Source organism: Actinocorallia aurea (genome assembly GCF_054783995.1).
Genome location: NZ_BAAGPQ010000012.1, coordinates 487,886 through 509,159, shown reverse-complemented (window position 1 = coordinate 509,159; position 21,274 = coordinate 487,886). Strand labels below are relative to the sequence as shown.

General features: G+C 71.7%; 21 protein-coding genes. 6 read left to right on the top strand and 15 right to left on the bottom strand.

Annotated features, from left to right (window positions below; all coding sequences use genetic code 11):
- Positions 1–68: 68 nt before the first annotated feature.
- Positions 69–917, bottom strand: coding sequence for an acyl-CoA thioesterase (locus tag ACYVOM_RS14850; protein ID WP_460303928.1), 849 nt, complete (start codon positions 915–917; stop codon positions 69–71).
- A gap of 167 nt (positions 918–1,084) precedes the next feature.
- On the opposite strand from ACYVOM_RS14850, the gene ACYVOM_RS14845 reads away from it, so the two are divergent.
- Complete coding sequence (locus tag ACYVOM_RS14845; RefSeq protein WP_460303927.1) at positions 1,085–1,303, top strand: hypothetical protein; 219 nt, start codon at positions 1,085–1,087, stop codon at positions 1,301–1,303.
- A 48-nt stretch (positions 1,304–1,351) separates the two neighbouring features.
- On the opposite strand, the gene ACYVOM_RS14840 is transcribed toward ACYVOM_RS14845, so the two are convergent.
- On the bottom strand, positions 1,352–2,863 hold the full coding sequence (locus tag ACYVOM_RS14840; protein ID WP_460303926.1) for a 4-hydroxyphenylacetate 3-hydroxylase N-terminal domain-containing protein: 1,512 nt from the start codon (positions 2,861–2,863) through the stop codon (positions 1,352–1,354).
- A 161-nt stretch (positions 2,864–3,024) separates the two neighbouring features.
- On the bottom strand, positions 3,025–4,497 hold the full coding sequence (locus ACYVOM_RS14835; protein ID WP_460303925.1) for an MFS transporter: 1,473 nt from the start codon (positions 4,495–4,497) through the stop codon (positions 3,025–3,027).
- A 124-nt stretch (positions 4,498–4,621) separates the two neighbouring features.
- On the opposite strand from ACYVOM_RS14835, the gene ACYVOM_RS14830 reads away from it, so the two are divergent.
- Entirely contained in the window at positions 4,622–5,278 is a 657-nt protein-coding gene (locus ACYVOM_RS14830) for a TetR family transcriptional regulator (protein ID WP_460303924.1), read from the top strand.
- 52 nt (positions 5,279–5,330) lie between these two features.
- On the opposite strand, the gene ACYVOM_RS14825 is transcribed toward ACYVOM_RS14830, so the two are convergent.
- The 5 genes from ACYVOM_RS14825 to ACYVOM_RS14805 all read right to left on the bottom strand — a co-directional run bounded on the left by ACYVOM_RS14825 (position 5,331) and on the right by ACYVOM_RS14805 (position 9,813).
- Positions 5,331–5,618 (bottom strand): DUF1330 domain-containing protein, encoded by a 288-nt coding sequence (locus ACYVOM_RS14825; RefSeq protein WP_460303923.1) that lies wholly within the window; start codon positions 5,616–5,618, stop codon positions 5,331–5,333.
- An 11-nt stretch (positions 5,619–5,629) separates the two neighbouring features.
- A complete protein-coding gene (locus ACYVOM_RS14820) occupies positions 5,630–5,818 on the bottom strand; it encodes a ferredoxin (protein WP_460303922.1) in 189 nt (62 codons plus the stop codon).
- Positions 5,818–7,113: a cytochrome P450 gene (locus ACYVOM_RS14815; RefSeq protein ID WP_460303921.1), complete on the bottom strand. Its 1,296-nt coding sequence runs from the start codon at positions 7,111–7,113 to the stop codon at positions 5,818–5,820. Before ACYVOM_RS14815 ends, ACYVOM_RS14820 begins: the two co-directional genes overlap by 1 nt.
- Before the next feature lie 307 nt (positions 7,114–7,420).
- Positions 7,421–8,608 (bottom strand): thiolase family protein, encoded by a 1,188-nt coding sequence (locus tag ACYVOM_RS14810; protein WP_460303920.1) that lies wholly within the window; start codon positions 8,606–8,608, stop codon positions 7,421–7,423.
- A 35-nt stretch (positions 8,609–8,643) separates the two neighbouring features.
- A complete protein-coding gene (locus ACYVOM_RS14805) occupies positions 8,644–9,813 on the bottom strand; it encodes an acyl-CoA dehydrogenase family protein (RefSeq protein WP_460303919.1) in 1,170 nt (389 codons plus the stop codon).
- Positions 9,814–9,987: 174 nt separating this feature from the next.
- On the opposite strand from ACYVOM_RS14805, the gene ACYVOM_RS14800 reads away from it, so the two are divergent.
- Entirely contained in the window at positions 9,988–10,695 is a 708-nt protein-coding gene (locus ACYVOM_RS14800; protein WP_460303918.1) for a TetR family transcriptional regulator, read from the top strand.
- Positions 10,696–10,758: 63 nt separating this feature from the next.
- Here ACYVOM_RS14800 and ACYVOM_RS14795 read toward each other — a convergent pair whose 3' ends face one another.
- From ACYVOM_RS14795 to ACYVOM_RS14775, 5 genes are all read right to left on the bottom strand, one after another.
- Positions 10,759–11,736, bottom strand: a complete 978-nt coding sequence (locus tag ACYVOM_RS14795; protein ID WP_460303917.1) for an aldo/keto reductase — start codon at positions 11,734–11,736, stop codon at positions 10,759–10,761.
- A gap of 132 nt (positions 11,737–11,868) precedes the next feature.
- Entirely contained in the window at positions 11,869–12,072 is a 204-nt protein-coding gene (locus tag ACYVOM_RS14790) for a cold-shock protein (protein WP_460303916.1), read from the bottom strand.
- Positions 12,073–12,782: 710 nt separating this feature from the next.
- Positions 12,783–13,805, bottom strand: a complete 1,023-nt coding sequence (locus ACYVOM_RS14785; RefSeq protein ID WP_460303915.1) for a FecCD family ABC transporter permease — start codon at positions 13,803–13,805, stop codon at positions 12,783–12,785.
- Positions 13,802–14,881, bottom strand: coding sequence for a FecCD family ABC transporter permease (locus tag ACYVOM_RS14780; RefSeq protein ID WP_460303914.1), 1,080 nt, complete (start codon positions 14,879–14,881; stop codon positions 13,802–13,804). The genes ACYVOM_RS14785 and ACYVOM_RS14780 overlap by 4 nt, the downstream gene beginning before the upstream one ends.
- A gap of 44 nt (positions 14,882–14,925) precedes the next feature.
- Positions 14,926–15,966, bottom strand: a complete 1,041-nt coding sequence (locus ACYVOM_RS14775) for an iron-siderophore ABC transporter substrate-binding protein (RefSeq protein ID WP_460303913.1) — start codon at positions 15,964–15,966, stop codon at positions 14,926–14,928.
- Positions 15,967–16,370: 404 nt separating this feature from the next.
- Here ACYVOM_RS14775 and ACYVOM_RS14770 point away from each other — a divergent pair, with 404 nt between their 5' ends.
- Positions 16,371–17,813 carry a sulfatase family protein gene (locus tag ACYVOM_RS14770; protein ID WP_460303912.1) on the top strand — a complete coding sequence of 481 codons (1,443 nt, stop codon included), beginning with the start codon at positions 16,371–16,373 and terminating at the stop codon, positions 17,811–17,813.
- 315 nt (positions 17,814–18,128) lie between these two features.
- Here ACYVOM_RS14770 and ACYVOM_RS14765 read toward each other — a convergent pair whose 3' ends face one another.
- Together ACYVOM_RS14765 and ACYVOM_RS14760 are read right to left on the bottom strand one after the other, a co-directional pair.
- Complete coding sequence (locus ACYVOM_RS14765) at positions 18,129–19,031, bottom strand: polysaccharide deacetylase family protein (RefSeq protein ID WP_460303911.1); 903 nt, start codon at positions 19,029–19,031, stop codon at positions 18,129–18,131.
- Between the two features lie 301 nt (positions 19,032–19,332).
- A complete protein-coding gene (locus ACYVOM_RS14760) occupies positions 19,333–19,539 on the bottom strand; it encodes a hypothetical protein (RefSeq protein ID WP_460303910.1) in 207 nt (68 codons plus the stop codon).
- Positions 19,540–19,770: 231 nt separating this feature from the next.
- Between ACYVOM_RS14760 and ACYVOM_RS14755 the strand changes: the two genes are divergently transcribed.
- Together ACYVOM_RS14755 and ACYVOM_RS14750 are read left to right on the top strand one after the other, a co-directional pair.
- On the top strand, positions 19,771–20,364 hold the full coding sequence (locus ACYVOM_RS14755; protein ID WP_460303909.1) for a TetR/AcrR family transcriptional regulator: 594 nt from the start codon (positions 19,771–19,773) through the stop codon (positions 20,362–20,364).
- The gene (locus ACYVOM_RS14750) at positions 20,361–21,197 is read left to right on the top strand and encodes an alpha/beta fold hydrolase (RefSeq protein ID WP_460303908.1); all 837 of its coding nucleotides are present in this window, start codon (positions 20,361–20,363) and stop codon (positions 21,195–21,197) included. Before ACYVOM_RS14755 ends, ACYVOM_RS14750 begins: the two co-directional genes overlap by 4 nt.
- Positions 21,198–21,274 lie beyond the last annotated feature (77 nt).

Genomic DNA, 21,274 nt, shown 5'->3' with positions numbered 1-21,274 from the left:
AGGCCGTCGTCGCGGACGTGCGCAGGACTTGCGTCGCCGTGCTCACGAGCCCGTGAGCGCCGGCCGTCTCAGGCGGGGTGCTCCGGGGTGCGCAGAAGGCCCTCCTGCGTGACGGACGCCGCCAGCTCGCCGGTGGCGGTGTAGATCCGGGCGTGGGCGAGGCCCCTGCCCCCGGACGTCGTCGGGGAGCTCTGGTCGAACAGCAGCCAGGAGTCCGCGTGGAAGGGCCGGTGGAACCAGACGGCGTGGTCGAGCGAGACTAGGGCGACGCCGCTGTTCGGCCCCGGAAGGTGCCCGTGGGAGGCGGCGGTCGCGGCGAGCAGCGTGAGGTCGCTGGCGTAGGTGAGGACCGCCAGGTGCAGCACGGGGTCGGCGGGCACCTGCCCCGCTGCGCGCAGCCACATCCGCGAGCGCCCCGTCGCGCGGTCCCCCTCGACGGGCCGCTCCATCCGGATCTCGAACGGGTGCCAGATCATGTACCCGGTCGACGGGATCTCGTCCATCCACCGGGGCGAGGCGTCGACCAGCGCCTCGGGGTCGCCGAGCGGGACGTCGAGGGGGCTCGAGTGCTCCGGCCCGGGCCCGTCGGCCGCGAACGACACCGACGTCATGAAGATCGTCTTGCCGTGCTGGCGCGCCACGACCCTGCGGGTGGCGAAGGACCGCCCGTCCCGTACCCGCTCGACGAGGTAGAGGATCGACTGGCCGGGATCCCCCGCCCGCACGAAATAGGCGTGCAGCGAGTGCGGCAGCTTGCCTTCCCCGACCGTCCGCGCCGCCGCGACGAGCGCCTGGGCCGCCACCTGCCCTCCGAACGCCCGCTGCGCCTCGGTCTGCGGCGACCGCCCCCGGAAGACATCGGCGTCGATCTCCTCAAGGTCGAGCAGATCGAGCAGTGTCTTCAAGGCGTCGGTCATGGCAGCACACCCTACTCAGCCCGCAGAAGACCGTTCCAACGCGGGCCCGTCCGAGCCGGTTGCGGGCGGCCCGCAGCGGGCATGATCTTGGCAAGGGCGCCCTCCCTTCCCCTCATCCTCCCCGACCGGCCCGGCCGCGTCCGCGGAGGACGCACCCCCTGGAGGCCGTGGTGTTCACCCTTGCCTGGGTCATCTGGATTCTCGCGTTCGTCCTGCTCGAAGGAGCGGCACTGGCCCGCCCGGAGCCGGGCGACACCTTCTCCGAGCACGTCTGGCGGTGGTTCCGCGTCAAGGACCCCCGCCCGACGGCGCTGACGTGGATCCTGCGGGCCCTCCTCGTCGCCGGAGGCGTCTGGCTCACGACCCACCTCGCCTTCGGCCGGTGAGCCCGCCGCGCGCCGCCGGGCGGGCGCGGAGCCCGCCCGGCGGGGCACTCAGAACGTCCAGCCGGTGCGGTCGTATTCGGACATGGCCTGCTCGGCGAACTCGATGAGGGAGCGGTTCCAGCCGCGGCCCTCGTGGTTGAACAGGACGCCGAGGCGGACCTGCTCGTGGTTGCCCTGGTAGTTGAGCTCGTAGAGTTCGTGGCGTCCGCCGAACTCGGTGCCGACGGCGTCCCAGAGCATCTTCAGGGTCTTGACGCGCTCCTCGGCGTCCACCCCTCCGGAGCCGCGGACGTAGCGGTCGAGGTAGGGGCGCAGCTCCGGGCTGTCGAAGTCGCGGGCGTGCGACGGCAGGTAGATAAGCGCCGAGCCGAGGTCCTTCAGGACGACCTCGCGGACGCGCGGGTAGGCGACCGTGCCGATCCAGCGGTAGGCGTCGACGGCGCGCGGATCGGGGTTGACGCTGCCGCCGACCCACGGCTCGGGATTGCGGACCATCGACTCCGTCAGCGACCAGACCATCGCGCGCAGGGCGAGGACTTCCCCCAGCCTGGTCTGGACGCCCCGGAACTCCTTCGTTCCGGTGAGCGACAGCGCCTTGAGGAGCAGGCCGGACAGGAAGTCGAGCTTCACCGCCATCCGGGTCGCGGCCTGGAGGGTGAGGCGGGCGTTGAAGCCGGAGAAGCGCAGGAAGCCGTTGAACTTGTCGAGGTCGCCGTACAGGAAGACGTTCTCCCAGGGGACGAGGACCTTGTCGAGGACGAGGATCGCGTCGTTCTCGTCGAACCGGCTCGTCAGCGGGTAGTCGAACGGCGATCCGGTGAGGTGGGCGGTGCGCGCGTAGGAGGTGCGGCCGATGAGCTTCAGGCCGGGCGCGTTGGTCGGGACCGCGGCGATGACGCCGAACCGCTTGTCCTGGACGGGCGCGCCGCCGTGGCCGATGAACGTCATCTGGGTCGTCGCCGAGCCCGTCGCGACGACCTTCGCGCCGGAGAGGATCAGCCCGCTGTCCGTCTCCTTCTCGACGTGCACGAACACGTCGCCCACCTCGTCGACGGGCTTGCCGCGGTCGACGGGCGGGTTGATGAGCGCGTGGTTCCAGTAGAGGGCCTTCTCCTGCGACTCCTTGTACCAGCGCCTCGCGTTGTCGTCGTAGGGGGCGTAGAAGTCGGCGTTCACGCCGAGCGTGCTGAGGAAGGCCGCTTTGTAGTCGGGAGTACGGCCCATCCAGCCATAGGTGAGGCGGGCCCACTTCTCGATGGCGTCCCTCGCGGTGAGGAGGTCCTGCGACGAGCGGGGTGTCTTGAAGAAGGGGTGGGTGTAGCCGCCGTTGCCGGTGTCGGTGGGCACCGTCGGGACGGTCCCGTCGTGCAGCGCGTCGTACAGGCGCGCGATCGACTGGACGGAGGCGCTGAACGCCGGGTGGGTCGTGACGTCGTCGACGCGCTCCCCGTAGATCCACACCTCCCGGCCGTCGCGCAGGCTCTCGATGTACTCCGCCCCGTTCTGCGGACGCGCCGTGTTCGCCGCGACGCCGGCGGTCGCCTCAAGGGAGTCGGTCATCTGTTGCTTCCTCTTTTCGCACGCACGGAGATGCCACCAGATCCGTACAAACCAGCCCTGAACCACAGTTCAGACCGGCCCGTACGGGAAGACATGCCCATTCCGATCGTGTTCGAGCCTCGGAAACCGAGGAATCGACGGCGCGGGGCGTGCGGTGCCCGTCAGCGCGCGGGCAGCGGCTCGGCTCCGGCCGCGGCCCCGGAGGAGGCCTTGCCGCCCTTGCGGGCGCCGTCCGGGATGCACGACGCGATCGCCACCGTGACGAGCGAGGCCGCGGCGCAGACGGCGAGCACGAGCCGGAGCCCGTCGAAGGAGGGGAACAACGCGGGCCCGACGGCCACCGTCATGCCCGCGAGGACCGCGCCCGCGACCGCGCTCGACACCGAGGTCCCCACGGCCCGCATGAGGGTGTTCAGGCTGTTGGCGGCGGCCGTCTCGGAGACCGGCACGGCGCTCATGATCAGCGCCGGCATCGAGCCGTAGCCGAAGCCGATCCCCGCGCCGATGACGCAGGAGGCCAGCACGAGCTGCCAGAGGTGCCCGTGCATCAGCAGCACGAGCCCGTACCCGCAGGCGACGATGAAGGCGCCGAGCATCAGCGTCGCCTTCGGCCCGCGCGCCTTGGACAGCCGCGCGGACAGCGGGGCCATCGCCATCATCACCAGGCCCTGCGGGGCCATGACGAGACCGACCGCCAGCATGGTCTGGCCGAGGCCGTACCCGGTGGCCGCGGGGAGCTGGAGGATCTGCGGCAGCACCAGCGCGATCCCGAACATCGCGAACCCGAAGACGACGGACGCGGTGTTCGTCAGCAGGACCTCCGGGCGCGCGGAGGTGCGCAGGTCCACCAGCGGGCCGCGCACGCGCAGCTCGAACGGGATCCACGCGGCCAGCACGACGGCGGCCGCCGCGAGGAGCGCGACGGTGGTCCGGCTGGTCCAGCCGAAGTCGGCGCCCTTGGAGATGACGAGCAGCAGGCAGACCAGGACCGCCGACAGGCCCAGCGCGCCGACGAAGTCGAACCTGCCGCCGCCGCGCACCCGGGACTCGGGGATGAGGGCGAGGACGAGCCCGATGGCGAGCGCGCCGAGGGCGGCGGCGAGCCAGAACAGGACGTGCCAGTCGGCGTGGTCGGCGATGAGCGCGGCGGTGGGCAGGCCGAGCGCGCTGCCGACGCCGAGGGAGGAGCTCATCGTCGCGGTGGCCGAGCCGAGCCGGTCGGGCGGCAGTTCGTCGCGCATGATGCTGATCCCGAGCGGGATGACGCCGCCCGCGAGGCCCTGGAGCACCCGGCCGACGAGCATGGGCGCGAGGGAGTCCGACAGGGCGACGACGACGGCCCCGGCGACCAGGACGCCGAGGCTGAGGAGCAGCATCCGGCGCTTGCCGTACATGTCGCCCAGGCGGCCGACGACGGGGGTGATGACGGCGGCGGCGAGCAGGGTCGCGGTGACGGTCCATGCGGTGTCCGCGGTGGAGGAGTGCAGCAGCCCGGGCAGGCGCGGCACGAGCGGGATGACGAGGGTCTGCATGAGCGAGACGGTGATGCCGGAGAAGGCGAGGATCGCGACGTAGACGCTCGGGCGGCGCACCTGGGCGTCGGCTTCGCCGGGCTCGGTCTGGGCTCGGGACATGGGGGGCCTCCGTCCGCTTTAAGTCAGTCGATTGAATGGATTAAATCACGTGATTGACTTGACGGACCGACGCAATGCCCGGAAGGTGGCTTTTGATGGGCCTTGAGCCGGGAGGTGGCCACGGATGTCTGCGGGAACGGTGACGGGCGGGACCCGGCCCGAGCGGGGCGGCGCGACCCGGGAGCTGATCCTGCGCACCGCCGAGCGGCTGTTCGCCGAGCGCGGCGTGTACGCGGTGTCGAACCGGCAGATCAGCGAGGCCGCCGGCCAGGGCAACAGCGCCGCCGTCGGCTACCACTTCGGCTCCAAGGCCGACCTCGTCAGGGCGATCGCGCGCAGTCACACCGAGGACGTCGAGCGGCACCGGGCGGAACTCGTCGCCGAGGCGTTCGGCTCGGCGGAGACACGGGACTGGGTGCGCGGGCTCGTCGTGCCCATCACCGCGCACCTCGCGGAACTCGGCAGCCCGACGTGGTGGGCGCGCTTCGGCGCGCAGATCTCGGCGGACCCGGCGCTGCACAGGATCGCCGTCGAGGAGTCACTGGACTCGCCGTCGCTGAGGCTGCTGCTGGAGGGGATGAACCGCTGCCTGCCCGGCCTTCCGCCGGACGTGCGGATGCGCCGCTGGACGATGGGGCGCCACCTGACGGTGCAGATGTGCGCCGAGCGCGAAAGGGAGATCGCCGAAGGCGACCCCTCGGGTTGGGAGGACCTCGCCGACGACCTCGTCGACGCGATCACCGGCCTCTGGCACGCGCCGGTGAGCCGCCGCCCGTCCTGAGCCGGAGGCCGGACGGGCGGGGCGGTGCCGCCGGAAGACCGCTACAGCGTCGTCAGAAGGCGGTGATGATCGCGGCGTTGGAGTCGGCGGCGGCGTGGCGGAGCTTCGCGGCGGCCTGGTACTCCGGCGAGTCGTACCAGGCGCGGGCGGCCTCTTCGGACTCGAACTCCAGGATGACGGTCTGGGTGCCGTGCCACTCGCCCTCAAGGGTGCGAGGAGAGGCGTCGACCGCGACGACCTTCGCGCCCGTCATCATCGTCGGAAGTGCGGCCTTGGTGTAGGCGGCCATTCCTTCGGCGTCCTTGATGTCCTCGGTGAAGACGACGAGAACCTTCGACATGGCAGAACTCCCTAGCTCAGTATGATCGCCCGCTCGGGGCAGCGGGCCGCGGCGGTGGAGACCGACTCCTCCTGGGAGGCGGGCACCTCGGCCACGAGGGCGACAGCGTATCCGTCGTCAGAGATGTCGAAAACGTCAGGGTTGATGGTGCAGCAGATGCCGTGGCCCCGGCAGCTGTCCTCGTCGATCCGGACCTTCATCAGGCCTGCGCCTCCACCACGTCGAACTCCAGGCCGAGGAAGGCCAGGCCGCGCAGGATGTACGTCGGCAGGTACATGAAGCGGCGGTCTCCGGCGGGGCCGTGGGCCTGCTCGGACAGGCGGATGTCGGTGGTGCGGGCAAGGATGCGCTCGATGCAGGTGCGCGCCTCCGCGCGCGCGAGCGGCGCGCCCGGGCAGGTGTGGATGCCGCGGCCGAACGCCATGTGGTGGCGGGCGTTCTTGCGCTCCAGGTCGAAGGTGTTCGGGTCCTCGAAGTGCCGCGGGTCGCGGTTGGCGGCGCCGTTCAGGATCATCGCCATCGTGCCCGCCTTGATCTCGACGCCGCCGACCTCGGTGGTCTTGCGGGCGAGCCGGAAGTCGCCCTTGATGGGGCTCTCCGTGCGCAGCGTCTCCTCGATGAAGTTCGGGATCAGCGACGGATCGGCGCGCAGGCGGGCCTGGAGGTCGGGGTTCTCGGCGATGATCAGCAGCGCGGAGCTGAGCAGCCGGACCGTGGTCTCCTGGCCTGCGGAGAAGACGTTCGCGGCGATCCTGACGACGTCCATGACCTCCGGCGTGGAGCCGTCGGGGAACGTCGCGGCGGCCATGCCGGTGAGGACGTCCTGGCGGGGGTTCGCGCGGCGGTCGTTGATGTAGCCCGTGAAGCGCAGGTACAGGAACTCCATCGGCGAGTGCGACAGCTCGGACTTGATCTGGCCGAGCGTCGACTGCTCCTGCGGGCGGCGCTGGAGCGCCTGGACGAACTCGGCGCGGTCCTCGTCGGGGACGCCGAGGAGGTCGGCGATGACGTGGAGGCTGAACGGGGCGGCGAACTGGCTGATGAACTCGCCGGCGCCCTTGGCGAGGAACTCGTCGAGGAGGCGGTCGGCCACCCCGGCCATCTCGTCCTCGTTCTCCTTGAGGCGCTTGGGGGTGATGAGCTTCATCATCAGCGCGCGGTGCTCGGTGTGCACCGGCGGGTCGAGCACCGGGAGCTGGTCGTTCATGGGGAGCTTGTCGCGGTGCTCGGCGATGAGCTCGCTGACGTCGTCGCCCTCCAGCGGCACGGGGAAGCCGGGAAAGGGGCCGGTCACCGAGATGCAGGACGACCACGTTTCGGCGTCCTGCGCGACCTGGGCGGCCTCGTCGTAGCCGGTGACGAGCATGACGCCGTGGTGGGGCTCGCGCCGGACCGGCGACTCGCTGCGCAGCGCGTCGAAGTACGGGTACGGGTCGCCCACGAAGCTCTCGTCGCTGAAGAAGTCCTTGCTGTCGTACTCGTGCAGTTCCGTCATGAAGCTCCTCCTGCGGGGCGGGACGCATCGCGGTGCCGGAGGCGTCGCCTGGGGGCCTGGGGGGTGAAGATCCCGGTCTCACTCACGAGAACGATGTTCTTCAAACTTGGGAATCAGCGTTCCATGACGCGCCTTGGCCGTCAATCCCACCGGAGAACACCTCACCACATCAGGGAAGACTTGTCGGTGATCTTTGAGTTATCCACAGAAGGAAGATCACCGACGAGCACGGTCGGTGATCCCGGGCATACGCTGAGGCCCGGAACGGATCACCGTTCCGGGCCTCTGGGAGGGAGGGGACGAGATGTCAGGCGACGCGGCGCAGGAGGGCGGCGAGGGCCTGGCCGCCGCCGATGCACATGGTGACGACGGCGGTCTCCAGGTCGCGGCGGACGAGGTCCTTGGCGGCGCGGAGCGTGAGGATGCCGCCGGTGGCGCCGACGGGGTGGCCGAGGGCGATGGCGCCGCCGTAGGGGTTGGTCTTCTCGGGGTCGAGGCCCGCGTCCCGGATCACCGCGACGGCCTGGGAGGCGAACGCCTCGTTCAGCTCGATCACGTCGATGTCGGCGGGGGTGAGCCCGGTCTGCTTGAACAGCTTGGCCAGCGCGGGCACGGGGGCGTAGCCCATCAGCTCCGGCTCGATCGCGGCGGTCGCCACCGACTCGATCACCGCGAGGCCGGTCAGTCCGCGCTCGGCGGCGGCGCTCTCGCGGGCCAGCACGACCACGCCGGCGCCGTCGTTGATGCCGGAGGCGTTGCCCGCCGTGACGGTGCCGTCCTTGACGAACGCCGGGCGCAGCTTCGCCAGGGTCTCGACCGTGGTGCCGGGGCGCGGGTGCTCGTCGGCCTCGACGGTGACGGGCTTGCGGCCTCCGGTGGAGACCGCGGTGATCTCCTCGGCGAACGCGGCGCGGGCCGCGTCGGTCGCCGCGCGGCGCTGCGACTCGGCGGCGAACGCGTCCTGCTCCTCGCGCGAGATCCCGTACTTGGTGGCGACGTTCTCGGCGGTGACGCCCATGTGGATGCCGTGGAACGGGTCGGTGAGCATGCCGACGGTGCCGTCGACGAGAGCGCGGTCGCCGAGCTTGTAGCCCGAGCGCGCGCCGAAGTCGTAGAACGGCATGCGGGACATGTTCTCGTCGCCGCCCGCGAGGGCGAAGTCGACGCCGCCGTCCCAGCGCATCTGCATCGCGGCCGACCACACCGCCTGCAGGCCCGAGCCGCACAGGCGGTTCACGGTGTAGGCGGGGGTGGAGACGGGCAGCCCGGCCGCGAGGGCCACCCGGCGCGCGTTGTAGGCGTCGGGGCCGACCTGGCCGATGCAGCCCATGACGACCTCGCCGACGTCCTCGGCGCGCACGCCCGCGCGGGCGAGGGCGGCCCTGGCCGCGGCGGCGCCGAGTTCGTGGGCGGGCACGTCCTTGAACGCGCCGCCGAAGCCGCCGACGGGCGTGCGCGCGCCGTCCAGGATGACGATCCGCTCGGGGGTGCTCATGCGGACTCCTTGTGTCTGTGCGAGAGGGGAGGGCTTTACTTGAGGAGCTGGCGGGCCATGACCATGCGCTGGATCTGGTTGGTGCCCTCGTAGATCTGGGTGATCTTGGCGTCGCGCATCATCCGCTCGGCCGGGAAGTCCGAGGTGTAGCCGTAGCCGCCGAGCAGTTGGACGGCGTCGGTGGTGATCTCCATGGCGGCGTCGGAGGCCGCGCACTTGGCGGCGCTGGAGAAGAAGGTGAGGTCCTTGATCTGGGCGCCGTGCATGGCGGCCTCGGACTTGGCGGCGGCTGCGTAGGTGAGCTGGCGGGCCGCCTCCAGCTTCATCGCCATGTCGGCGATCATGAACTGGAGGCCCTGGAACTCGGCGATGGGCTTGCCGAACTGCTTGCGCTCCTTGACGTACCCGATCGCGTAGTCGAGCGCGCCCTGGGCGATCCCGAGGGCCTGCGCGGCGATGGTGACGCGGGTGTGGTCGAGGGTCGCCAGGGCGGTCTTGAAGCCGGTGCCGGGCTCGCCGATCATGCGCCACGCGGGGATCCGGACGTCCTCCAGGATCACCTGTCGGGTCGGGGAGCCCTTGATTCCGAGCTTCTTCTCCTTCGGGCCGAAGGACACGCCCGCGTCGGCCTTCTCCACGACGAAGGCGGAGATGCCGCGCGCGCCGATGCCGGGTTCGGTGACCGCCATGACGGTGTAGAAGTCGGCCACGCCCGCGTTGGAGATCCACATCTTGACGCCGTTGAGGACGTAGTCGTCGCCGTCGCGGACGGCGCGGGTCTTCATGCCCGCGGCGTCGGAGCCCGCCTCGGGCTCGGAGAGGGCGTAGGCGAAGAGGGACTCACCGCCGGCGACCTTCGGCAGGTAGGTCGACTTGATCTGCTCCGAGGCCGACAGCAGCAGCGGCACGGTGCCGAGCTTGTTCACGGCAGGGATCAGGGAGGAGGAGGCGCACGCGCGGGCCACCTCCTCGATCACGATCACCGCGGCGAGCGCGTCGGCGCCCTCGCCCCCGTACTGCTCGGGGACGTGCACGGCGTGGAAGCCCGACTCGACGAGGGCCTTGTAGACGTCCCACGGGAACTCGCCGCTCTCGTCGGTCTCGGCGGCGCGCGGCGCGATCTTCTCGTCGGCGATGGCCCGGATGGCCTCGCGCAGCATCTCGTGCTCTTCGGACATGTGGTAAAGCCCGCCGACTTCGCTCATCGCATTCTCCTCAAGGGGTGTCACTATGTGACATAGACTAAGGCACTGAGTGCCATGCGACCAGATCCGGGACGGGCCGGGACCGGCCGGGACCGGCCCCGGATTCAGCCGCACGGGGGCAGGCGCGACCGGTGTTACGGTGGGCCACCTTGGTCCGGGGGCGGAGGGGGACACATGTCCGGAAGGCGCGACGCGCGGAGCGCTCTCATGGCCGCGGCGATCAGCCTGTCCCTCGCCAACGGCTTCGAGGCCACGACCGTCGACGAGATCGCCGCCGCCGCCGGCGTCGCCCGCCGCACCTTCTTCCGGCACTTCCGTGCCAAGGAGGACGCCGTCCTCCCCGACCACGACGCCTGCCTGGAACGGGTCCGCGCCTTCCTCGACGCGTCCTCGCCCCTCGATCCGCCGCTCCAGGTCATCGCGCGGGCCGCCGAACTCGTCCTCGACATGTACGCCGAGGACCCCGAGACCGCCGTGCGGAGGTACGAGGTGATCCGCCGCGTCCCCACCCTGCGCGAGTGGGAGATCGCCGCGACCAGCCGCTACCAGCGCGCCTTCGTCACGTACCTGAACGCCCGCCGCCCCGCCGCCGACCTCGACCGCTTCCGCCTCCACCACGAGGTCGCCGCCTCCGCCGTCGCCGCGACCCACAACCACGTCCTGCGCACCTGGCTCCGCGCGTCGGCCCCCGACGACGTCCACGCCCGCTTCACCGCCGCGATCACCGAGGTCCGCACCGCCCTCGCGCCCTGGCTGGACTCCGGCACGCCCTCCCCCGCCCCCGCCGAGCCCGACGACATCATGATCATCCTCGCGCCCCGGTCCACGCCGCTGTGGAAACTCGCCGAATCCATCCAGGCGAGCACGGACTCCGCTCTCTGACGAACTGCCGCCGCAACCGCGCCGCGGCGGGCGCGTCCCGGGGCTTCAGGGGACGCGCCGGGCTCACCAGCGGTCGTGCACCAGGGGGCGGATCTTGGCGTCGTAGAGGTCCTCGATCCGGCCGAGGAGGTCTTCGGAGAGCGGGGCGAGCGCCGCCGCCTCCGCGTTGGCGCGGGCCTGGTCGGGCGTGCGGGCGCCGGGGATCACGGTGCTCACGCCGGGCTGCTGGACGATCCAGCGCAGCGCGGTCTGGGCCGGGGTCGCGCCGGACGGGGCGAGCGCCGCGAACTCCCGGGCCGCGTCCACCCCGGTGTCGTAGTCGACCCCGGAGAACGTCTCGCCGACGTCGAAGGACGCGCCGTGCCGGTTGAAGTTGCGGTGGTCCTCCGGCCCGAAGACCGTGTCGTGCCGGTAGCGGCCCGACAGCAGGCCCGATGCCAGCGGCACCCGCGCGATGATCCCCACCCCGGCCGCCGCGGCCGCGGGCAGGACGCGCTCCAGCGGCTTGCGGCGGAACGCGTTCAGGATGATCTGGACGGTCGCGGTGCCCGGCCGGGCGATCGCCGTCAGCGCCTCCTCGCAGGTCTCCACGCTGACCCCGTAGGCGGCGATCCGCTCTTCGGCGACGAGGGTGTCGAGCGCGTCGAACACCGCGTCGGAGGAGTACACCGGGGTCGGCGGGCAGTGCAGCTGCACGAGGTCGAGCGTGTCCACGCCGAGGTTGGCGCGCGACCTGTCCGTCCACTCCCGGAAGTGGGCGAGGGTGTGGTTCTCGGGGACCTGCGCCATGCGCCGGCCCATCTTCGTGGCGACGAAGAGTCCCGGGTGGTCGCGCAGGAACCTGCCGACGATCTTCTCGCTGCGGCCGTCGCCGTAGACGTCCGCGGTGTCGAGGAACGTGACGCCCGCCTCCGCCGCCGCCTCCAGGACCGCGTGCGCGTCCTTCTCCTCGACCTCGCCCCAGTCCGCGCCGAGCTGCCACGTGCCGAGCCCCACCACCGAGACCCGACGGTCAAGCCGTCCGATGAGCCGTTCTTCCATCCCCCGATCATCCCATCGGACGGACGTGCCCAGGTCAGGCGGCCCGTGACGCGAATGAGCCGTGACGCGAAAAAGCCGGGCCCCGCGATGCGGGACCCGGCCTTCGAGGCCGAAGCCTCAGTCACCGAAACGTCAGATGCTGACGATGTTCTCGGCCTGCGGGCCCTTCGGGCCCTGGGTGATGTCGAAGGACACCTTCTGGCCCTCCTGAAGCTCGCGGTAGCCCTGGGCGGCGATGTTCGAGTAGTGGGCGAAGACGTCAGAGCCGCCGCCGTCCTGCTCGATGAAACCGAAGCCCTTTTCCGCGTTGAACCACTTCACGGTGCCGGTGGCCATTTCGTTCTCCTTCAATGAGGCAGATCCGGGAACCACACCTTGTGGCCCCCGCGTCGCCGATGAAGCCCATCCGGAGATGACCGGTCAAAAACCAAAACGCGCACCCGCGGAGTCCCGAGGTGCGCCCGAAGTTCATGGGTACCACAACTGCAACTACTGCCACCCTACCACCGGCTGCCATCCGTGACGCCCGGATAGCGATACGCGACAGCATCATGCCGCCCCCGGGCTGCAGATATTGCCTTCCAAAAGGTCCAACTTTGCCCGGCTTTGGCATTAATCTTCGGGGCCCACCCCCACCTCCGACCGCGCCGTCCAGCCCCTGGACGACCCCCTCGGCGGCGACCTCTTCGACGGCAGGGCCGAACCGACCTGCCTGAAACCGCGAACTCCCATCCGGCCACGCCGACCGCCTGGGCCGCCCGGTGATCGAGGGCGGCGCAGCAGGGTGGCGGCTTCGCGTTCCCGTCGCGCGCCGCCCGCTATCTCGGATCCTCGCTTCCGCGACGGTGGCGTCAGCACGGAAGGACGTCGCCGGCAAGCGATCCGGTCGGTGGCGCGGAGGGTGAGTCCGCGGCGCCAGGCCGGTCGGGCGGGCAGAGGTAGGTCGGATCCGCTCGGCCGCCAGGTCCACTCGCACCGTTCGCATCGTCGCAGCGTGGGACTGTCCCGCCGGATGGTCTGGCAGTCCCGGGGGTGTGCGGAGCGGGTCAGGTGCGGCGGAGGTTCTGGTGGATGAGGAGCCACAGGAGGTAGGGGGCGCCTATTACGCCGGTGACCACGCCGGCGGGGAGGGGGACGTCGGGGAGGGCGAATTGGGCGGTGAGGTCGGAGGCCAGGAGGAGGGCGGCACCGGTCAGGGCGGAGGGGAGGAGGGCGACCGAGCCGGTGGCGGTGAGGCGGCGGGCGATGGGGGCGCTGACGAGGGCCACGAAGGGGACGGGGCCGACCATCGCGACCGCGGCCGCGGCGAGGGCCGCCGCGAGGACCAGCATGAGGGTCCGGGTGCGGGACACCTTGACGCCGAGTGCCAGGGCAGGGTCGTCGCCGAGTTCCAGGACGGTGAGGCGGCCGCCGCAGGCGAGGGCGGCGGGGAGCAGGATCGCGGCGCAGACGGCCAGGGTAAGGGCGGTGTCCCAGTCGGCGCGGCCGAGGCTGCCGTTGATCCAGACGAGGGCTTCCTGGGCGTCGCGGATGTCGCTGCGGGTGAAGACGTAGGACACGACGCTGGCGCAGAGGGCGGACACGCCGATGCCGACGATGACGAGCTGGTGGGCGGCGCGCCGCCACGCCAGCAGGTAGATGGCGGCGGTCGCCGCGACGGTCCCGGCGAGGACGAGGCCGGTGAGCGCGAGCCCGCTCAGTCCGAGGAGGACGAGGCCGACGACGCCCGCGGCGCTCGCGCTGTTGGTGACGCCGATGATGTCGGGGCTGGCCAGCGGGTTGCGCAGGATCGACTGGAGGATCGCGCCGGACAGGCCGAGGCAGGCCCCGGCGAGCAGCGCGGTGACCATGCGCGGCATGCGCAGTTCGAGGATGACGAAATCGGTCATCGCGTCGGCCCGGCCGACCACCGCGGACAGGACCTCGGACGGGCTGACGGAGGCCTTGCCGATCACCAGGCCGAGGACGGCGAGCGCCGCGATCACCAGGAGGAGGAGCCCGGTGGTCCGGGCTTCGCGGAGCCGGGCCCGGCGGAACTGGCGGCCCACCGAAGAGGAGGATGCGGTCATCGGCGTCCTTTCCCGCGCAGCCGGATGAGGGCGACCAGCAGCGGCGCGCCGACCGCGGCGACGACGACGCCGACCTGGAGCTCGCCCGGACGGACGACGACCCTGCCGAGCACGTCGCAGGCGAGGATCAGGGTCGGCCCGGCGAGGGCGGCGTAGGGGATGCTCCAGCGGTGGTCGGGGCCGGCCAGCCGGTTCGCGAGGTGGGCGACCATGAGGCCGGCGAAGGAGATGGGGCCTGCGGCCGCGGTGGCCGAGCCGCACAGCAGCACCACCGAGAGCGCGGCGAAGGTGCGGACGAGCCCTACCTTCTGACCGAGTCCGCGCGCCACTTCCTCGCCCATGGCGAGACCGTTCAGTCCTCGGCTCACCGCGAACGCGAGGACGAGCCCGGCGGCGATGCCGGGCAGTGTCTGCCAGAAGATGGTGTAGTCGCGGGCCGACAGCGCGCCCACCTGCCAGAACCGCATCTCGTCGAGTGCGGCGCGGTCGGTGAGCAGGATGGCGGTGACCAGCGAGGTCAGCGCGGCGGTGACCGCGGCTCCCGCGAGCACCAGGGTGACCGGGGTGGCGCCCCCGCGCCCGGCGGCGCTCGCCACCCCGTACACGACGAGCGTCACCACGGCGGCGCCGAGGAACGCGAACCAGAGGTAGCCGGAGCCCTGCACGCCGAACACGCTGAGCGCGAGGACGACGAACAGGGACGCGCCCGCGTTGACCCCGAGGAGGCCCGGGTCGGCCAGCGGGTTGCGGGTCAGCCCCTGCATGACGACGCCGGCGACCGCGAGACCGACGCCGACGGTGAGGCCGACGAGCGTGCGGGGCACCCGCTTCTCCACGACGACGAGATGCTGCGGGTTCGTCGGGTCGTAGTGGGTGAGCGCCTGCCAGACCGTGTGGAAGGGCAGCGCGTTCGCGCCGACGGCGAGGCTGAGCACGCACACCGCGACGAGCGCCGCAGCGAGCACGACGAGACCGGCGGCCAGCGGCCCGAGCCGGCGGCGCCGCGGCGCCGCTCCGGCCGGGGCGTCCTGCGCCGCCGGTCGCGTCGTGCCCCGGGTGACGGGGAGGTCGGACACGTGGGGTTCTTCCGGTTGCTCGGATCTCCGGGTCTGCCGGAGGGCTACTTGGCGACCTTCTCGGCGACGGCGGCGAGCTGCGGCACGTACTGGTCGAGCATCCACGGGATGGACAGGACGGTCGGCGCGCTGGTGGCCATCACGAAGGACTCGCCGACGATCGGGGCGAAGCGGCCCTCCTTGACGGCGGGCATGGCCGCGATGACCGGGTCGGCGGTGAACTTGTCGACGTCGGCCTGGGTCGCGAAGTACATGACGAGGATGTCGGTGTCGATCTTCTCGACGTTCTCGTAGCTCAGCTGGTAGAAGTACGCGTCGTCGCCGGGCTTCGGGTCGAGCACGTCGACGCTCTCGGCGGCGGTCATGCCGAGGTCCAGGAGCATCTTCACGCGCGGGTCGTCGGCCTGGTAGACGTTGAGCAGGTCGGCCTCGTTGGCCGCCGCGTAGAAGATCGTCTTGTCCTTGAGGACGGGGTTCTCGTCGGCGAGCGCCTTGACGCTGGCCTGAGTCCGCTCCAGCAGCTCCGTCGCCTCGGCGGTCTTGCCGAGGGCCTTGCCGATGATGGTGATCTGGTCCTGCCAGGACAGCGACCAGGTCTTCTCCGGGTAGGCGACGACCGGGGCGATCTTGCTGAGCTTGTCGTAGTCGGCCTGGACGAGGCCGGAGTACGGGGCGAGGATGACGTCGGGGTCGGCCTCGACGATCTCCTCGAACGGCACGTCGCCGTCCGCCGGGAGCAGGGTCGGGGTGGTGCCGCCGAGCTCCTTGATCTTGTCGGCGTCCCAGGGCAGGACGCCTTCCTCGTTGCCGCCGTAGGTGTTCTCGGGCATCGCAACGGGCACGACGCCAAGGGCGAGCGCCGCGTCCTGGCTGGACCAGCCCCAGGTGACGACGCGCTCGGGCGCCTCGGTGATGACGGCGTCGCCGAGCGCGCTGGTGAGGGTGACCGGGAACGCGTCGGCGGCGGCCGACGGGCTCGTCTCAATCTCGGGCTCGGAGGAGGAGCACCCGGAAAGCGCGAGGGCGGTCGCCGTGACCAGGGTGGCGAGCGCGGCCCGAGGGCGCGACCGAACGATGGTGAACATCGTGGCACTCCAAACACATGAAACGGTTGTTAAGTGAGGCTTACCTTACCTTGACCTCTTCCCGGGTTTTAACCCAGGTTTCCCGTAGCTCGCGCACCGCCGAAAACACCCGCACCGGCGTGAGCCGTCCGGGGCGCCGTCAGCGCGGCCGCACAACCCAGGGGACGGGAGTTCAGAACGCCTCACTCGGCCCGCTTCGCACCGATAGGGTCGTTGCGGCTCAGACCGGACTCGGCGGCAGTCATGCGCACTCCCGTGCTTCCAGGGCACTCCCCCGTCCGGTATTGACGTATTACATACCTGAAAAGTATGGTTTTGGGCCTGGGCGATCCGTCGCTTTTGGAGCACGCTGTGCTTGTGGCTACGCGCCGGGATCTCGCCCTGCGGACGTGGAAGGTGACCTCTTGGGTGCGGAAGTTGTGTTGGGCAGGCGCGGGTTCCTCACCGGAGCCGCCGCGGCCGTCACCGCCGCCGGCGCCGCGGCCTGCTCCCCCTCGGGCACCGCTCCCGTCCGCGACGTGCAGGAGGTCGCGCAGGTCCACGAGGCGCAGGCGAAGCCCGTCGAGTCCCGCCCGAACATCCTGGTGATCGTCACCGACGACCAGCCCAAGTACCTCGCGTCGGCCCTGCCCAGCACCCGCCGGTGGCTGGTCGACCAGGGCGTGGAGTTCACCAGGGCGCACGCGACGACACCGCTGTGCTGCCCGTCGCGGTCGTCCATCTTCTCCGGGCGCTACGCGCACAACCACGGGGTCCGCGACAACTACCTGAAGCTCAACCTCGACCAGAGCACCACCTTCCAGCGGCACCTCAAGGACGCCGGGTACCGCAACGGCATGTTCGGCAAGTACCTCAACGAGTGGCGGATCAAGACGCCGCCGGAGCACTTCGACGACTTCGCGGTGCTCAGCCCCGTCGGCTACGTCGACGGCAGGTTCAACCGCAACGGGGAGATCGCCGTCCTGCCCGGGTACACGACCCACCACATCCGCGACTTCGCGGTGGAGTTCATCCGGGAGGGCAAGAACGACCCCCGGCCGTGGTGCGCCTACGTCGCCCCGTACGGCTCGCACGCGCCGTTCACGCCCGAGCCGAAGTACGCCGACGCGCCTGTCGAGGCGTGGGCCGGGCGGCCCTCCGTCGGCGAGGCCGACAAGAGCGACAAACCTCCTTATCTCCGTGACGCCCACGCGTCGCTGTCCCGCGGCCGGGAGATCCGCCGCGAGCAGGCGCGCACCCTCATGTCGGTGGACGACGCCGTGCAGGCACTGCGCGACGAACTCGAGGCCACCGGGCAGCTCGACAACACCCTCGTCCTCTTCATCGGCGACAACGGCTACCTGTGGGGCGACCACGGCTGGGCGCGGAAGTCGGTGCCCTACCGTCCGGCCTATGAGATCCCCTTCTTCCTGTCGTGGCCCGCGGGCGGCCTCGCCTCGGGCACGAAGGACGACAGGATCGTCGCCAACATCGACGTCTCGGCGACCGTCCTGGACGCCGCCGGGGTCACTCCGTCGACGCCGCAGGACGGCAGATCGGTCCTCGGCCCGTTCGAGCGCGACCACCTGCTGCTGGAGTTCTGGCGGCAGGGCGTCGACCGGCGCCCGCCCCACTCCTGGGCCTCCTACGTGAGCAAGACCGAGCAGTACACCGAGTACTACGCCCTCTACACCGACCCCGTCGGCACCCCCGCGGGCAGCGGCCGCGTCGTCTTCCGCGAGTACTACGACCTCACCGCCGACCCTCATCAGCTCGTCAACAGGCTCCACGGCGCCTCCCCCGCCGACGAAGCCTCCTGGAACATCCCCGCCCTGGCCTCCCGCCTCGCCGCCGACCGCACCTCCTGACCACCCCGCCGAACCCGAACACCGCCGCATCCCCGCCGAGCCGGCAGCTCAGCGCGGCACCAGGCCGCGCCCACCGCGCGCCCGCGCTGTCCCGCGACGCTGGTCGGCGCGGGCGCGCGGCGGCGCGCCAGTTCCCGCCGGGTCGGCGACCCTGGCGGCCGCCGGGACCGCCTCAGGCCCGCCTGCCCGCCGACGGCGGGGTCCGTCTGGCCGCCGCCGCTGGGCCGGGGCCCGCGGGCTAGGTCGATGGCCATGGGCGGAGCGGAACCGGGCTGGTGGGCTCGGAGGTGGCGGGAGCCCGAAGGTCGTGGGGGCTCAGGAATGGGCGCGGGTGTAGATCTTGCCGGGTTCGGTCGGGCCCAGGAGTTCGGAGACGGTGACGAAGGTGTAGCCCTTGGCTTCAGCGGCTTTCAGGATGCGCGGGACCGCGGCGACGGTCGTCGGGCGGATGTCGTGCAGGAGGATGATCGCGCCTCGGTGGAGGTCGGCGATGACGCGGCGGGCCACCACGGCCGAGTCGCGGTCGCGCCAGTCGACCGGGTCGACGTCCCAGAGGATCTGCGCCACGCCCAGGTCACGCGCCTGGGCCGCGACCCGCGCGTTGGTCGCGCCGTAGGGTGGGCGCATCAGCACGGGGCGACGGCCGGTCTGGTCCTTGATCGTGCGCAGGGTACGGTCGATCTCCCGGCGGATCCGCGAGTCCGGCAGGGTCGTGAGATCCGGGTGGTTCTCGGTGTGCACGCCGATCTCGTGGCCGTCGGCGTGCGCCCGGGCGAGGACCCCTTCGTCGGCTCTGGCCCGGGTCCCGACCACGAAGAACGTCGCGCGGACCTCCGCTCTCCGCAGCGTCCGCAACAGCTCCGGCGTTCGGGAGCCCGGACCGTCGTCGAACGTCAACGCGACGCACTTCTTCTTCCGGCAGTCCACCCGCCCGTCCTCTGCGGCGCCCTCCGGCATCCTGGCCGTCGGCTCGGCCACGGTGGACCCCCTCTCCGCGTCGTCTTCCTGGTCCACCGCCTGCGCCGTGCCACCGGCCGGCTCGGGCAGGGCCGCGTTCCGGTCTCCGCCGATCCCGCCGCGATCCGGCGTCTCCCGCGCCGGCGCGGGCGCACCCGCCGAGGCCACCGGAGTCGCCCGGCCGGCGTCGCCCTCGGGCGAGGCCATCCCCCACAGCACCGCCGCGCCCACCACGACCGCCCCCACCGCTTTCCCCCGCATCGCTCCCCCGATCCTCGAGACCCACTCAGGCTAACCACATCCGAACCAACCAAACAGCCATAAATCACCGCCGCCCGAGCCCCGCGCACAACCGACCCCCGGCCCCGCCTCCGCTCGCGCCGCCCGAACCCCGCGCACAGCCCCCGCCACCCAGCCCACGCACCGTCTCCCGTGGCGCCGCCGCATCGCCGCCCGCGACCCAGCGCCCGCACACCGCCTCGCATCTCCTCAGCCCTCAGCCCTCAGGAGGGATCTTCGCGTCGTCGTCCGCCGTGCGGGCGGTCGGCGGGCGTGGGCGGGGTCAGCGGAGGGCGGCGGTTCGGGTGGCGAGGTAGGCGGACAGGCTGCCCGGGGGGCAGTGGGCCAGAGGGGCCGTGTGGTCGGCGTAGTAGGTGGCCGGGGTGTTCGCGGCGGGGCCGGGCGGGGCGGCGAGTGGTGGTTCGGCGAGTGAGCGCCCGACGAGGTAGAGCCCGAGGACCAGGCCCAGAATCAGGACTGTGTCGCGCACGGCGGCCCCTCCCTTCGGCAGTCGGCCTTCTCTGATCCAGCCGTTGCCCCATCGTCATCCGTCACGGCGCCTCCCGTCATCCCTCGTACGAGTGATCTGAACGCACCGAGCGTCCCTATTCGGGCGGAGTCGCCGGACGGATCGAGCACGTTCCTAGGATCACTAGGTATAGCCTAGGACCCCTAGGCATCTCACGAGGGCTCTTAGGAGATTCGAGGAAAGGCGGCGCCGATGGTGCGGGCGGGGTTGACGGCGGAGCGGGTCACGGTCGCCGGGGCGAAGCTGGCCGACGACGTGGGGCTGGAGCATGTGACGATGTCCGCGGTCGCGCGAAGGCTCGGCGTGAAGGACGCGAGCCTTTACGCGCACGTGCGCGGGCTGGAGGACCTGCGCGGCAGGATCGCGCTGCTCGCCGCCGACGAGAAGACCATCCGGATCGCCGAGGCCATGGCCGGACGGTCCGGGCGGGACGCGCTCGTGGCCTACGCGAACGCCTACCGCGGCTACGCCCACGACCATCCGGGCCGGTATACCGCCACCCAGATCCCCGTAGGCCTCGACCCCGAGGTCGCCGCCGCCGCGCCCGGCCCTCGCCGGGCGGTCGAGCTGACGTACGGGATGCTGCGCGCCTACGCCCTGCGAGAGCCCGACCTGACCGACGCCGTCCGGCTGGTGCGCAGCACCCTGCACGGCTTCGCCTCCCTTGAGGCGGCGGGCGGTTTCGCCCATGCACGCCCCTCCGAGGCCTCCTGGGCCCGCTGCCTCGACGCCCTGCACACCGTCCTGGAGCACTGGCCCCGGTCCGCCGAGGGGGACCCGTCATGACGGAGCCGACCACCGGACGCCTGCGCGTGGACGGAGCCGTCCTGCACTACGAGGTCCGCGGGCAGGGCCCGCTCCTGCTGCTCGTCCCCGGCGGCGCGGGCGACGCCGCCTCCTACGACGGCATCGCCGACGCCCTCGCGGCCGAGTACCGGGTCGTGTCCTATGACCCGCGAGGCATGTCCCGGAGCCCGTTGGACGACCCGGCCGCGGCGCAGTGCCCCGAGCAGCACGCCGACGACGCGTATCGCCTGATCGCACTGCTGTCCCCCGAAGCGCCCGCCCGCGTGGCAGGGTGCAGTTCGGGCGCCATCACCGCCCTGCGGCTCCTCGCCGACCGCCCCGAAGCCGTCGTTCGGGTCGTGGCGCACGAGCCGCCGGTGGTGGCGGTGCTGCCGGACGAGGCCGACCAGCGCGCGTTCGTCGCCCGGGTCCGGGAGACGTTCGACCGAGCCGGCCTGGCCCCCGCGATCGAGGTCTTCGCGGCGGGCCTGCGCCGCCCCGGGGAAGCGACGCCCGTCGCGGCGGCCGCCACCGCACTGCCGCCGGCGGCGCGGGCTGCGCGGACCATGGCCAACATGCCCTACTTCGTCGGCCGGGTCGTCCCCGCGTTCATGACCTCCCCCGTCGATGTGGAGGTTCTCGCGGCCGTGGCGCACAGGCTCGTCCTCGCCGTGGGAACCGACTCCGCCGGGGAGCTCCCCTACCGGACGACGGCCTGCCTCGCCGGCCTTCTCGGCACCGGGCTCGCCTCCTTCCCCGGCGGCCATGTCGGCCTCAGCACCCACCCGGCCGCCTTCGCCTCCCGCCTACTCGACGTCCTAGGCCGGCCATGACCGAGTCTCTGCCCAGGCCCGCCCATTAAGCGATCGCTCAGGGCCGGGTGTCCGTGCCGTGATGGGCATCACTAGGG